This is a genomic window from Bradyrhizobium sp. AUGA SZCCT0177, assembly GCF_018130125.1.
Taxonomy (GTDB): Bacteria; Pseudomonadota; Alphaproteobacteria; order Rhizobiales; family Xanthobacteraceae; genus Bradyrhizobium.
Genome location: NZ_JAFCMA010000001.1, coordinates 121,635 through 135,153 on the forward strand (window position 1 = coordinate 121,635; position 13,519 = coordinate 135,153).

13 protein-coding genes are annotated in these 13,519 nt (G+C 63.6%); 6 read left to right on the top strand and 7 right to left on the bottom strand.

The window, feature by feature from the left end; translation table 11 throughout:
• Positions 1-19: 19 nt before the first annotated feature.
• Genes JQ597_RS00685 through epmA form a run of 3 tightly spaced genes read right to left on the bottom strand, consistent with a single transcriptional unit; the run spans position 20 to position 2,374 of the window.
• Positions 20-283: a hypothetical protein gene (locus JQ597_RS00685; RefSeq protein WP_212262497.1), complete on the bottom strand. Its 264-nt coding sequence runs from the start codon at positions 281-283 to the stop codon at positions 20-22.
• Complete coding sequence (locus tag JQ597_RS00690) at positions 234-1,325, bottom strand: lysine-2,3-aminomutase-like protein (RefSeq protein ID WP_212261730.1); 1,092 nt, start codon at positions 1,323-1,325, stop codon at positions 234-236. The genes JQ597_RS00685 and JQ597_RS00690 overlap by 50 nt, the downstream gene beginning before the upstream one ends.
• Positions 1,322-2,374 carry an EF-P lysine aminoacylase EpmA gene (gene epmA, locus JQ597_RS00695; RefSeq protein WP_212261732.1) on the bottom strand — a complete coding sequence of 351 codons (1,053 nt, stop codon included), beginning with the start codon at positions 2,372-2,374 and terminating at the stop codon, positions 1,322-1,324. Before epmA ends, JQ597_RS00690 begins: the two co-directional genes overlap by 4 nt.
• 248 nt (positions 2,375-2,622) lie before the next feature.
• Between epmA and JQ597_RS00700 the strand changes: the two genes are divergently transcribed.
• From JQ597_RS00700 to JQ597_RS00710, 3 genes are all read left to right on the top strand, one after another.
• Positions 2,623-3,399, top strand: a complete 777-nt coding sequence (locus tag JQ597_RS00700; protein WP_212261735.1) for a hypothetical protein — start codon at positions 2,623-2,625, stop codon at positions 3,397-3,399.
• Positions 3,400-3,565: 166 nt separating this feature from the next.
• Complete coding sequence (gene efp / locus JQ597_RS00705) at positions 3,566-4,132, top strand: elongation factor P (protein ID WP_212261738.1); 567 nt, start codon at positions 3,566-3,568, stop codon at positions 4,130-4,132.
• A gap of 64 nt (positions 4,133-4,196) precedes the next feature.
• Positions 4,197-5,774 carry a M23 family peptidase gene (locus tag JQ597_RS00710; protein ID WP_249147144.1) on the top strand — a complete coding sequence of 526 codons (1,578 nt, stop codon included), beginning with the start codon at positions 4,197-4,199 and terminating at the stop codon, positions 5,772-5,774.
• A 68-nt stretch (positions 5,775-5,842) separates the two neighbouring features.
• Here JQ597_RS00710 and JQ597_RS00715 read toward each other — a convergent pair whose 3' ends face one another.
• On the bottom strand, positions 5,843-6,322 hold the full coding sequence (locus tag JQ597_RS00715) for a carboxymuconolactone decarboxylase family protein (RefSeq protein WP_212261744.1): 480 nt from the start codon (positions 6,320-6,322) through the stop codon (positions 5,843-5,845).
• Between the two features lie 104 nt (positions 6,323-6,426).
• Here JQ597_RS00715 and JQ597_RS00720 point away from each other — a divergent pair, with 104 nt between their 5' ends.
• Positions 6,427-7,002: a MarR family transcriptional regulator gene (locus JQ597_RS00720; protein ID WP_212261747.1), complete on the top strand. Its 576-nt coding sequence runs from the start codon at positions 6,427-6,429 to the stop codon at positions 7,000-7,002.
• A 99-nt stretch (positions 7,003-7,101) separates the two neighbouring features.
• Positions 7,102-8,337, top strand: a complete 1,236-nt coding sequence (locus JQ597_RS00725) for a lytic murein transglycosylase (protein WP_212261750.1) — start codon at positions 7,102-7,104, stop codon at positions 8,335-8,337.
• A 116-nt stretch (positions 8,338-8,453) separates the two neighbouring features.
• Here the strand turns inward: JQ597_RS00725 and JQ597_RS00730 are convergent, their stop codons facing one another.
• Positions 8,454-9,266, bottom strand: coding sequence for a glucose 1-dehydrogenase (locus JQ597_RS00730; protein ID WP_212261752.1), 813 nt, complete (start codon positions 9,264-9,266; stop codon positions 8,454-8,456).
• A gap of 47 nt (positions 9,267-9,313) precedes the next feature.
• Positions 9,314-11,155 (bottom strand): single-stranded-DNA-specific exonuclease RecJ, encoded by a 1,842-nt coding sequence (recJ, locus tag JQ597_RS00735; protein WP_212261754.1) that lies wholly within the window; start codon positions 11,153-11,155, stop codon positions 9,314-9,316.
• Positions 11,156-11,926: 771 nt separating this feature from the next.
• Between recJ and JQ597_RS00740 the strand changes: the two genes are divergently transcribed.
• A complete protein-coding gene (locus JQ597_RS00740; protein ID WP_212261757.1) occupies positions 11,927-12,139 on the top strand; it encodes a dodecin in 213 nt (70 codons plus the stop codon).
• A gap of 49 nt (positions 12,140-12,188) precedes the next feature.
• Here JQ597_RS00740 and JQ597_RS00745 read toward each other — a convergent pair whose 3' ends face one another.
• On the bottom strand, positions 12,189-13,484 hold the full coding sequence (locus tag JQ597_RS00745; RefSeq protein WP_212261761.1) for a hypothetical protein: 1,296 nt from the start codon (positions 13,482-13,484) through the stop codon (positions 12,189-12,191).
• Positions 13,485-13,519: the final 35 nt, after the last annotated feature.

A 13,519-nucleotide genomic window follows, 5' to 3' on the forward strand; every position in this document is an offset into this window, starting at 1 on the left:
CTCCCGCTCTCATTTCTTGTTATCGCGCCGGAACATCGATCGTTCCACAATTGCGACGCCCCTGGGCCGCGCAATCCTGCGCCTTTCGTACATCGGACATGGTGCTGAGCAACCAGATACCGGCTGCTACCAGCACCGCGAAGAAAGCCAGCATTACCGCGTTTTCGATCGCGCGGCTGCTCTCGTCTTCCGGCGGCTTCTGCCCTCCCTGATCCCCGTCCGTCATCGCCGGTTCACGGCTTCGGCGGATAGAGGTGAACGTCACCGCAATAATCGACGACACGATAACGCGTTTCCGAGGATAGTTCACGTTCCCGGGAATTTGGATGCGACAAATAATGCGGGCCGATCGGCGCCTTGCCGTGGCCGCCGGGAATATCGAGCACGTAATCGGGCTGACATAGCCCGGAAACGCGTCCGCGCAAGCCGCGCATCAGTTCCTGTCCGCGCTCGATCGTGGTGCGCAGATGCGAGGTGCCCGGCGCGAGATCGCCATGGTGCAGGTAATACGGCTTGATCCGGCATTCGACGAAGGACCGCATCAGGGCTTCCAGCGTCGCCGCATCGTCATTGACACCGCGGAGCAGCACCGACTGGCTCACCAGGGGGATGCCGGCATCGACCAACCGGGCGCAAGCGGCGCGGGCTTCCACCGTCAGCTCACGCGGATGGTTGGCGTGAACCGCGACCCAGGTCGTGGCGCCACCAACCCTCAACGCTGCGACCATCTCGTCGCTGATGCGCGCGGGGGCCGCGACCGGCACGCGGGTGTGAAGGCGGATGATTTTGACGTGATCGATGGCGGCGATGTCGGCCATGATCTCGGCCAACCGGCGCGGCGACAGCATCAGGGGATCGCCGCCGGTCAGGATGACTTCCCAGATCTCGGGATGCACTCGGATATAGTCGAGCGCGTCACGATAGGCGTTGTCCGACAGCGCCGTCGCCTTGCCGGGGCCGACCATCTCGCGGCGAAAACAGAAGCGGCAATACACCGCGCAAACGTGAACCAGTTTGAACAGCACACGATCCGGATAGCGATGAACGATGCCGGCGACCGGTGAATGGGCGTCATCGCCGATCGGATCGGCGCGCTCGCCGGCCTCCTGCACCAGTTCCAGCGTGCTTGGAACGAACTGCCGCGCGATCGGGTCGTCTGGATCATCGGTATCGATCAGCGCGGCGATATCCGGCGTCACCGCAATCGCGTAGCGCGCGGCCACCTGTTCGAGATCGGCCAGTTCAGCCGCAGGCGCCAGCCCGCAATCGACGAGTTCCGCCGGTTGCCGCAACGTCGCCGCCAATTTCGGATCGATCCTGTTCATGCTTCTCCCGCCGGTGGTGTCCATACCACCTGATCCACCCTGAGCGCACCGCTTGCCAGCATCACCAGTCGGTCAAAACCGAGCGCGACACCGCTGGCCTGCGGCATCACGGCGACCGCCTGCAGGAAATCCTCGTCGAGCGGATAGCGTTCGCCGTAACGCCGCGCTTTCTCGTCCATTGCCTGCGCAAAACGGCGGCGCTGTTCGGCAGCATCGGTCAATTCGCCAAACCCGTTCGCAAGCTCGACGCCGCAAGCGTAGACCTCAAACCGCTCGGCCACGCGCGGATCGGACGCTTTCGCGCGCGCCAGCGCTGCCTCCGGCACCGGATACTCAAATAATACCGTCAAACACCCCTGCCCGAGATTTGGTTCGATATGCTCGACCAGGACCTTGCTGAAGATATCGGACCAGGTGTCGTCGTCCGCAATCCGCACCCGCGATTTTGACGCCTCGGCGAGCGCCCTGCGATCCCCTTCGCCACCCGCGACCGTCGCCAGCAAGTCGATCCCGGCGAACTGTTCGAACGCGGTCGCGACCGTCAGCAATTCAGGCTCGGCGAAGGGATCGGTGATGCGGCCGCGAAACGAGAATTGCCCGATGCCCGTCGCCTGCGCCGCATGGGCGATCACCACAATCGTGTCGGCCATAATGGCGTCATATGCCGCGTTGGCGCGGTACCATTCCAGCATGGTGAATTCAGGCAAATGAAGATCGCCGCGCTCGCGGTCGCGGAACACGCGTGCAAACTCGAATATCTTGTCTTCGCCCGCCGCGAGCAGTTTCTTGGCAGCGAACTCCGGTGAAGTCCGCAAATAGCGCAGCGCGCGGGTTCCGTCTCCGCCGGTCAGTTCGGTCCGGGGCGCGTGCAGATGCGTCTCGTTGCCCGGCGAGACCTGCAGGATGCCCGTCTCGGCCTCGGCGAATCCCTGCTCGTCGAACCAGGCCCGCAAGCCCTTCGTGATCGCAGCCCGCGCCATCAGGAACGGCTTCCGGTCCGCATGCCGCGCCGGCGACCACCATGGCGATGGTTGGTCGATCCCGGCCATCAGCAACCAGCCGGAGCGGCGCGCGCGCCTGCAGCGGCGTACGAGCCCATGAAAACGTTCAGGATATCGCCGGATACCATTGACACTATTCAACTTTCTCCGCTGGAAAGCAGCCATGCCGGGAACACCGCGGATACCCCGCGTCCGGTCCGTCTGTCATGTCGAAAGACGCACGTCTTGTCCATTCGCGCGATCGGCGCCGCGAACTTGAAGTTGCGCCCTGAACCTCGCGGCCATTGGCGAGTCCAATGGGCAGCAAAATGGAACGGAATGCACACATGTCTGGCGGATGGTTACGACGAACAGCGCTTCTGCTGGCAGGTATGCTGTTGCTCGTCGTCACCACGCCAACGCCCGCCAGCGCGACCGGCCCCGGGTCTGAGTTCAAACTGAAGACGGATGCGGATGACATTTTCACCTCACCCGACAGGCAAATTCGGGTTGAGCAATATGCCGCGGACAAGGGCGATGAAGGTTTTCTGTTCCAGTTCTGGACCTTCGACGAGGGGCGTCGACACCCCTCGCTGCTGAATACTGGCGAAGGCATCGATCTCGCGGGCTACCCCGCAGGCTTTCGCTTTACCCCGAACAGCCAGTGGCTGGTACGCATGCAGAAAACCGGTGCCGGTTTCCAAACGCTGTTTCTGTACCGGCGGAACGGATTTCAGTTTTCCTCCGCCACGCCGAAGCCGCTGAGCGAGATGGCCTGGGATTATTTCTGGGGCTCGCCGGCAGCCAAAAAGCTGCGTCGCGACCCCAAGGACCGCGATTCGCTCAGTCACGTATTTGCCGCCCTCGTCAAAGGAATGGACGACAATTACGCTGGGTTGGGCCTGCATTGGCCCGACAGCCGCTACGTCGTGATCAGCCTCTCCTTCGACGCCCAGGGCGAAGACAAGCCGCGGCCCTATATCGAGGACTGGTGGTGTGCCTATGACCTGAAAACCGGGACATTTACGGTGCCCGCCGCCTTTGCCGAGCACAACGCCCAGGCCTTCACGTCCCCTCGCCCCAAGCGGAAATAGCCGCCGCACGGACCGTCGATCCGGCCAGTCCGTAACCTGCCGGAACGGGCCGCAAAAGGCTGGTATCTGGAGGGCAAATCAGTATGTTGCAGCCCGAAACCGCCTCATTGGCCGCGGGACACAATTGTCCTGACCGGTCGGAGGCCAGAAATTCAGGAAAACCGCTTTGAAAGTCATCGCCAGTTCAATTCGCAAGGGCAACGTCATCGAGCAGGACGGCAAGCTCTATGTGGTTCTGACCGCCGAGAACATCCATCCCGGCAAGGGAACTCCGGTCAGTCAGATCGAAATGCGCCGGATCGGCGACGGCGTGAAGATTTCGGAACGCTACAAGACCACCGACCAGGTCGAGAAGGCGACGATCGAGGATCACAATTTCAACTACCTCTACGAGGACACCGATGGCTTCCATTTCATGAACGGCGAGACCTACGACCAGGTCCAGGTGTCCAAGGAAATCATCGGTTCGGCCGCGCCGTATCTGCAGGAAAACATGTCGGTGAAGCTCTCGCTGCACGACATGGTTCCGGTCGCGATCCAGATGCCGCAGCGCGCGACGCTGGAAGTTGTCGAAACCGAGCCGGTCACCAAGGGCCAGACCGCGTCTTCGTCCTACAAACCTGCTATCCTTTCCAACGGCGTACGCACCAACGTGCCGCCGCACGTCGGAACGGGAACGCGGATCGTGGTCATGACCGAGGACGGCTCCTACGTCGAGCGCGCCAAGGACTAGGCGCCAGAGTTAGACATCGGGGCATGCGCCGGGGGGCGATGCATTGGGTACCAAGGCTGTCCGCTTGCTGAGGCGCTGGCTGGCAGCCTTTTGCGTGCTTTCCGCCTGCGCCATCGGTGCATCGGCCGACGAGTTCCGGACGCCTTCGATCTCGGCCATTCGCGTCGAATGGCGCGCGGTGCTGGATCAGCTCCGCTCCGAGATCAATACCCAGCCCGCGGTTGCGTCCGCCTTCACCTTTGCCAGCCAGCGGCGGGCGCCCCGCTGGGACCCGCGCTCGATGCCAGCGCTGGTGCAACTGAACGCGATTACCTCGCCTGTATTCCCCGGGATCGGACGCAGTCCTGTTCCGGTGCTGTTGCCGTTCGACACCGCAAGCTATCTCGATGCCCGCCAGAACGGCGCACCCGACACCCTCTCGGTATCGCGCTATCAAGCCGACTTCCGCCCCGCCGATCTGTTCCACGCCGGCGCAGCCGGCTACGACGCGATGTTTTCGTTCGAGCCGGGCGCGGGCGACGGCATGCCGCAGCGGACTTACGCTAAGCCCGTCGAGGTGCAGATCACGGGCTCGATCCTGACCTACGACCTCGCCGATCCGCTCGCCGGCAAGGGCGAGCCGGTCAAGGCGCTGGCGGCGCAATTCCCGGACCTGCGGCGCTTCATCCGCGAAGGCTATGTGCGCTACGCCTTCACGCGCTTCGGCGTGCCCTATGTGGTGTCGATCCAGTGCCTCGACTCGACGCCGCGCCCGCGGCGGCTGGCCTGCCGCGAGGCCTATCCGGTCGCCGAACGCTTCCTCAAGGCGCTGCGCATCGCCGGCGGCCAGCCGTCGCGGCCGCGCCGGGATATTTCGTCCGAGATTGCCGAGCGGCCGATCGTGCCCTCGCCCGACTTCACCTATCGTCCGAGCGGTGACATCGTCGCCAACAGCGGCGCGCGCAAGCGCGGCGGCCGCACCGATGTCACCGTCTATTCGCAGATCCGGTTTCCGCTGGAAAAGGCGCCCGCGTTCGCCCGCTCGCAATCCTTCGGCAAACGCAAACCCGACGAGCGCGGATATCCCTGGCAGGACAATTTCTGCGAGGCGCGCAGTTTCGAGGTCGGCCAATGTGCCGCCGGTTTCGGCCATCAGGGGCAGGACATCCGTCCCGGCGCGTGCATGGCGCAGAACGGCGAAAGCCCGGGCAGTTGCGATCCGAAGCAGCAGGCGGTCGTCGCGGTTCGCGACGGCGTCCTGATCCGTTCGCTGAAGCAGCAGGCGGCGACGTTGCAGGTCAACACCCGTAACGAACATATCCGCTTTCGCTACATGCACATGAATCCGTCCAGCCTGGACGCGGACGGCATCCTCAATGGCCGCCAGGTCACTGAGGGCGAAAAAATCGGCGTGGCTTCGAACTATCTCGACTTTCCCAACGGCACCTCGCTGCATCTGCATTTCGACGTGCAGGTGTTCACGCGGGACGGCTGGATCTGGGTCAATCCCTACACCACGCTGATCTCGGCCTATGAGCGCCTGCTGCGCGGTCGCGGGCGCGAGCTCGGCACGGACCCTGTCGCGCCGGCCGCTGTCGCCCACGCCCAGCCGCTAGACGTGATCCGGCCCGATCCGCAGGAAGGTGGCGAGAGCGGCAACTAGGCTCTTGTTCACGCGTTTTCTTCACGCGAACCGGGTTCCACTTCGCTCGAAAACGCTGTGGCCGTTCGCTAGGACGCAGCAGCACCGACCGGCTTTTGCCGCGCCGGCGGGGTCCAGCGGAAAGCGGCGCCGAATCTGTTCCAGACGTTGATCGAGGCAATCGCCGAGGTGAGATAGGCCAGTTCCTTTTCCGAGAATTCGGCGCTCGCCTGCGCATAGACCTCGTCGCTGACGCCGCCGCTGAGCAACGTCAACGCTTCCGTCCACGCCAAGGCCGCGCGTTCGCGGGCTGAGAATTGCGGCGCCTCGCGCCAGACCACGACCAGGTTGAGCTTGTCGGCCGACATGCCGAGGTTCTCGCTTTGCAGGATGTGATACTGCACGCAAAACGCACAGCCGTTGATCTGCGAGGCGCGCAGCTTGATCAGTTCGAGCAGTTGCTTGTCGATGCCCGCCGCGGCGGCGACCTTGCCGAGCGCCAGCACGACCTCATAGGCCTCGGGCGCCAGCGCCATGAAATCCTTATATTCCTTGCGGGCATGTGACATGTTCATTGCCTTCTGTTATCAGTGTACTGATTTATTATAAGAGCCCTTATATGGCGCGCAAGATCAGAGCTTCGGTAAAATCCAAACCGCGCCGGCCGCAAAAAATGGCGTCGAAAAAATCCAAAAAAACCGTCGCGGCAAAAAAGCCTGCGCGCCGGAAATCCTCTCGCAAAAACCCTCACCAGCGCCGGACAAAATCCGCCGCCAATCCCGTGCTCGCGATGATCCGCCCGCCGCCGCCGGGCGAAGGCAAGCGCGGCGAGCAAGGCCACCTCGCCTATTTGCTGCGGCAGGCCCAGGCCGCGACCCGGCTGACACTGGAGCGGGCACTCGCCGAACTCGGTGTCACCACGCCGCAATTCGTGGTGCTGACGATGCTGCGGGCCTATCCCGGCCTGTCGGGCGCCGATCTCGCGCGGGTCGCCCTGCTGACTCCGCAAACCGTCGGCGTCATCATCCGCAATTTGGAACGCGACGGCGCCATCCGGAAGACCCCGCACCCGATCCACGGCCGGGTGCTGCAGTGGACACTGACCCGTCGCGGCACGGTCCTGCTCGACAAATGCCGACGCCATGTCCAGGCGGTGGAGCGGCGGCTGGCGGCCGGGTTCTCGGCCTCCGCGCAGGCGACCGTCCGGCGTTGGCTCGCACGGATTGCCGCGGACTTTCAGCAGGCCTAGGGCAGCTATTCTACCTTCCGGAGTTCCGCGTTCCGGCTGCGACGACGGCGCCATGCAAATGCGCTTTGGTGAGCGCACCCTGCCCCGTACAATACCGCCATGGACCCGTTCGATTCTCTGAGATCGCCGACCCGCCGTGCCCTGCTGCAAGCCGGCATCGGCGCCGCAGCTGTGCTCGCCAATCCGCTTGCCGCGTTGGCCGCGGCGCCGCCCGGCTTCGACCAGTGGCGCGATACCTTCCGCGCTCGCGCCCTGGCAAAAGGCATATCGGACGCGACCTGGAGCCGCGTGATGGGCCGGATCGAGCCCGACATGTCCGTGTTCCGGCAGATGCAGAAGCAGCCGGAATTCCACGAGCAGATCTGGCAATACGTCAATCGCCGCGCCTCGGACTGGCGCATCACGGCGGGCAAGGAAGCGCTGCGGAAGAACGAGGCGCTGTTCACTAGGATCGAGCAGGACTTTGGCGTCGAGCGCGGCACATTGCTGGCGCTGTGGGGCGTTGAATCCGCCTTTGGCGATCCCTTGGTGCAGCAGAACCATATGCGCCCGATCTTTCCCTCGCTCGCAGCGCTGGCCTGGAACGAGCCGCGCCGCCGCGCCTATTGGGAAACCGAACTGATCAACGCGCTGAAGATCGTCGACCGCGGTTGGGGCACGCCGGAGGAAATGCGGGGATCCTGGGCCGGCGCGATGGGGCATACCCAGTGGATGCCGGAAGTCTGGCTCAATGTCGGCATGGACTACGACAAGGACGGCCGCGTCTCGCCGTTCGGCAGGCCGGACGACGCGCTGGGCTCGAGCGCGCGCTATCTGGTCAATCGCGGCAAGTACCACCGCGGCGAACACTGGGGTTATGAGGTCCGCGCCGGCGGCGCGTCCGGCAGCGGCAACCGCACCTATGCGGCGTGGGCCGGCGCCGGCGTCACCCGCGCCGACGGCAAGCCGTTCCCGCAACCGAATGCATCCGCGCAATTGTGGGTGCCGGTCGCCGGCGGACCGGCGTTCCTGCTCGGGCCGAATTTCTATGCGGTGCGCAGCTACAATCCGTCGATGAATTATGCGCTTGCGATCTGCCATCTCGGCGACCGCATTCTCGGCGCGCCGCCGTTCATTCATCCCTTCCCGGGCTCCGAACGCGCGCTGACGCTGGCCGAGGTGCAGGAGATGCAGACGCGGCTGACAAAAGCCGGCTTCGACACCGGCGGCACCGATGGCCGAGTCGGGAATGACACCATGAAGGCGGTCCGGGATTACCAGACCAAGATGGGCCTGTTGCCGGCCGATGGCTATGGCGGGCTCAAGGTGCTGGCGCGGCTGCGGCAAGGCGGTTAGTCCGGTCATTCCGGGGCACGCGAAGCGTGAACCCGGAATCTCGAGATTCCCCGATGCGCAATTGCGCATCTGAGGTCTGGTCCTTCGGACCATCCCGGAATGACGGACAAACATAGTCACGCCCCCGGCCGCGCGACCCCGCCAGCGTTCATACCGCCGTCAATGACGAGTTCAGTTCCGGTCACGTAGCTCGACGCATCGGAGGCGAGATACAAAACGCCTTTCGCGATGTCCATGGCATGGCCGGCGCGGGCCAGCGGCGTCGCGAACTTCGCCCGCTCCTCGGGATCGATCGGCGCGTTCTGGCCGCGCCCCGTCGCCTCTGTCGGGATCTTGCCCCAGATCGGCGTGTCGATGATCCCCGGATGTACCGAGTTGACGCGGATGCCGTCGCCGAACGTGGCACATTCCATCGCGATCGCTTTCGCAAACAGCCGGACGCCGCCCTTGGTGGCGCAATAGCCGGACAGGCTGGCCGCGCCGCGAATGCCGGCGAGCGACGACATCATGATCACGGAGCCGCCGCCGGTCTTGCGCATCGCCGGCAGGCAGTGCTTCACCGACAGGAACACGCCGTCGAGATTGATCGCGGTCTGCCGCCGCCAGTCTTCCAGCGACATCTCCGTGATCGAGGGCACCGCGATGCCGATGCCCGCGTTGGAAACCAGCACGTCGAGCCGGCCATAGCGCTTCATCACCTCGGCTACGACATCGATCCAGCGCGCTTCGCTGGTGACGTCCTGCTGCAGGAAGACAGCCTCGTTGCCGGCCTTCTTGATCCCGGCGACAACCTCCGGCCCCCTGAGCTCGTCGACATCGGTGACCGCAACCGAAGCGCCTTCGCGCGCCAGCAATTCGGCACATGCCGCGCCGATGCCGGATGCGCCGCCGGTTACGAGCGCGACTTTTCCCTGAACCTGTCCTGTCATGTCTGCTCCCGTTTTTGGTTGTTGGTTTTGTCGTCTGGTGGATGAACCTACCTGATCACGGCCGGTCCCTGATCGGGCACGGCGACATCGATCACGCGCAATTGCACGCGCTCGGTGCCCTGGTAGCGATCGACCGCGAGCGAGCCTGCGACATGCAGCGGCTGGCCGCGGTTTTGCGTCAGTGCGTGGCCGAGCTTTTGCCCGACGGACCGGAACGCGATGCCGTTGACGATGACGCCGTCGCCGGACTTGAAGCGCACGCGCAGATGCGCTTGTCCGACTTCATCGGCATAGACCAGCTGATGCGCCGGCAGCGCGATCACAGGCTCCGGATTGCCGGCGCCGAACGGCCCGGCGCGGTTCAGGATGCCTGCGAATTCCGGTGTCACGCTGCGGGCGCTCACCGCACCGTCGATAAACAGCTCGTTTTCGTGACGGGAACTGGCGACGTCTTCGGCGAGCGCGCTTTCCATATAGGCGCGAAACTCCGCGAGCTTTTCCTTGCGCAGCGTCACGCCCGCGGCCATGGCGTGGCCACCGCCTTTCATCAGCAGTTTTTCCTTCACGGCCTGCCGCACCGCCTTGCCGAGGTCGACGCCCGAAATCGAGCGGCCCGAACCGGTGCCGATGCCGCCCGGCTCCAATGCGATCGCAAACGCCGGCCGCGCGAATTTCTCCTTCAGCCGCGAGGCGACGAGGCCGACGACGCCGGGATGCCAGCCTTCGGAGGCCGTGACGATGACCGACCCCTTGTCCTCGAGCCCGAGCGAAGCCAGCGCCTCGGCTTCGGCCTGCGCTTCCGCCGCCTGCTCGATGATGCGGCGCTCGGAGTTCAGCCGATCCAGCTCGGCGGCGATCCGCGCGGCCTCGGAGATATCGCCTTCCAGCAACAGCCGCACGCCCAAATCAGCCCGGCCGATGCGGCCGCCGGCATTGATGCGCGGCCCCAGCATGAAGCCGAGGTGCCAGGCCTCGGGCGGGCCATTGAGCCGCGACACGTCCATCAGGGCGGTGTGCCCGACATGGTCGCGGCGGCGCATCGCGATCAGGCCCTTGGCGACGAAGGCACGGTTGAGCCCGGTCAGCGGCGCGACATCGGCGACGGTGCCGAGCGCCACGTGATGCAGCATGCCGAGCAAATCCGGCTCCGGCCGTTCGCTGTTCCAGAAGCCGCGGCCGCGCAATTCCCTGTTAACGGCGACCAGCGTCACCAGCACGAGGCCGACGGCGGCGAGATAACCGAGGCCCGAAAGATCATCTGCCCGGTTCGGATTCACCAGCGCGTCGACCTCAGGCAGTTCGTCGCCGGTTTGATGGTGATCGATGACGACGACGGACATGCCGAGCTTTCGTGCTTCCGCCAGTGGCTCGATGCTGGTGGTGCCGCAATCGACTGTCACCAGCAGCGTCGCGCCGCGACCTGCAAGCGCGCGCACGGCCTCCACATTGGGCCCGTAGCCTTCGAAGATGCGGTCGGGAATATGGATCAAGGGGTCGAGCCCGCAATGGCGCAAGTGCCAGGTCAGCAGCGCCGCAGACGTGGCGCCGTCGACATCGTAATCGCCGAAGATCGCGACTTTCTCGCCGCGTGTGGCCGCGTCCGCGATGCGTTTGGCCGCGGTCTCCATCTGCGTCACGGTGTGGGGATCCGGCATCAATTTGCGGATGGTCGGATCGAGGAAATCCTCGACGGCGTCGATCTCGACATCGCGGCCCGCGATCACCCGTGCCAGCATCTCCGGCAGCTGGTAGCGCTGCACGATCGCCAGCGCCTTCGCCGCCCCCCGCGCATCGAGCCGGTCGCGCCACAATTTGCCGGTCGCCGATTGCGACACGCCGAGGAACGCCGGCGGCAATTCAACGGGCAAAGCGGTGGCGGGAGGCGTCATAGGGCTTTCGGTCTAGCGGGCCTGGGGTCAGCCCGCCATCTCTGCGCACTTCCCAAATCAATGTCAAAGCAAAGCAGACGTGCGTCAACAGCTCGCGGCGCTGGTCGCCCGAGGTTTGCTATCAAATTCTTCGCCCTCGAAGACAGAGGGCGCAGGGAATGCCGGATGCGCGCTGCACCCGCGGTCTCATGTGCGATTGTGCATAAGAATGCTGCACATGAGCATACAGGGCAGCGGAGAACATCCGACATTCCCTGCGCAGTGGCTTTACGGCTTATGACGCGCTCTCCCCGGTGAGACGGCCTCTATTGCCACCGTCGCCCCTCGGAAGCGTTAGCTCCCGAAAGACTTGACGCCGTTACGAGCGCCAGGACCACACGCTTTCGCCGTACGCGTCAGTCACGACCGTCAATCGCAACCTCAACGTCCACCGCATCCCCGCCCCTCGTCGTGACGACGGCCGACGCCCCTCTGAGTGGGACGGGATGGCAAGAATGTGCCGGTGATTTGGGTCGAAGGAAAGGGAAATATTTTTGATTTTCGGAAATTTGCACTTGACATGATTTCCGAAAAGCAGAACTGATTTGCCCGTCGGGTTGTTTTGTCGCAGTTCGTCGGGCGATTGGCTCATGACTTGCCGATCGGGAACCACTCCGGTTGCATCTGGTTATTGTCTGCGAAATCACGACATCCCTTGTCGTTGTCGCATCGTCGCCTTCGGTCGGGGCGAAAGGATGCATCAAGGGGTGCAATCGGCCGGGAGGGTCCAAAATGAAGAATCATGTTTACAAGATTCTTGAAATCGTCGGCTCGTCTGAAACCAGCATCGAGGACGCCATCAATACGGCAGTCGAACTGGCCGGCAAGACGATCCGAAACATGGATTGGTTTGAAGTCGTCGAAACTCGGGGGCACATCAAGGACGGCAAGATTGCTCACTATCAGGTGACCCTCAAAATCGGGTTTACGCTGGAGACGCAATAGCTGACAGTGACGGCGGATTGCGCCTCCGGCTCAATCCGCCCGACGGCTTTCATTGCATCCTCGCGAGTTCATGCGTCAGCGGGAAATCGTTTTTGAGCCAGAGATATTCGTCGCGCTCGACGATGACGGCGCCCGGAGCCATGGTTTTTGCTTCCGGCCAGATTCCGATCAGTTTGCCGTCGATAAGGATGCGATGATCGGCCGCCCGTAGTTCTCCAACCGGCGGCTGGGAGAAGTAGTAGCCAAACAAGTCGCGGTAGCAGTAAGCAAAACCCTGGTCAGCGCCGTTCGCGGTGTCGGCGTGAAGGTCGAACGCGCCTTGTGTCTTCATCCGCTCGGTTGCCCAAGGAAAACCTGTCTCAACGCGAACCGGGATTCGTAACCCCTGACCGGAGGCCAGCGATTTTGGATTGCGCTCGAGATGACCCACCCCGGAGCGGCGGTTGACTCCCTTGCCTTCATAGAAGGTGGCAAGACCGCGCGGCTCCTCGCGATCCAGGAGTCCCCGCCGCCTGGCCTCGGCACGAAATTTCTCCCAGTAATGCGTGACGTCCGGCTTTTCCTCGAACAGGATCGGCCACGCGATTGGCCACCCAAGCAGCCAATAATGGGGATGAGTCGGCGGCCATTGCGCCCTGATCAGTTCCTGCAGATCGGAGGGAATGGGGACCCGGAGAAAGGAATAGCAAGACATGCGCAACAACAGTTTGTTGCGCGGATCTTCCTTGGGGAAAAACCCTTCGCCACGGAAATAGCTTCGCCCGTTGACGTGATCTTCACGCCGACTTCCGATCGGGACAATGTTGTCCTTCCACTTGGTCTCGCGCCACGCCCTGTAATCGGCTTCGGTTGCTTCGGTAATAGTGGCGCGATGGAATTTCAGCTTCGAGACCGGCTGCTCGTAGGCGCTCTCGTGAAGATAAGCGACGAGAAACTCCAGGTTGCCAGCATCCGGCGCCCAGAACACAACGGGAAGGAAATCGGCAGGCACCGGCTCCTTGACAACATCCCGGTCGCAGATATTCGGGCTCTGCACCAAAACGCCCTCGCCGTTTTTTGTGCGAACTCCGAAGATGTAAGGCGCCCAAATCGCGCGCGCGCTTCGCCCTTCGCCAGGGATTTGCCTGACCTGCGAGCCGCAGCCGATAATGACTTCCATATTGAGCGGCTCGCCGCCATGCGACAGTTCGACGACCATCCGGTAAAACCAGCCGAACTTGATGCCTTCGGACGTACCGGGCTGGCAGCCTGACAGGGCGGCCAAGAACAACAACGAAGAGGCAAGGAGGACGGCCTTACGGACGAGATCTGCGGCCGCAGTCGACATCACACCAGCATTCGCCATTGAGGAACCGCCTCAGGGAAACCGGAACAACAATG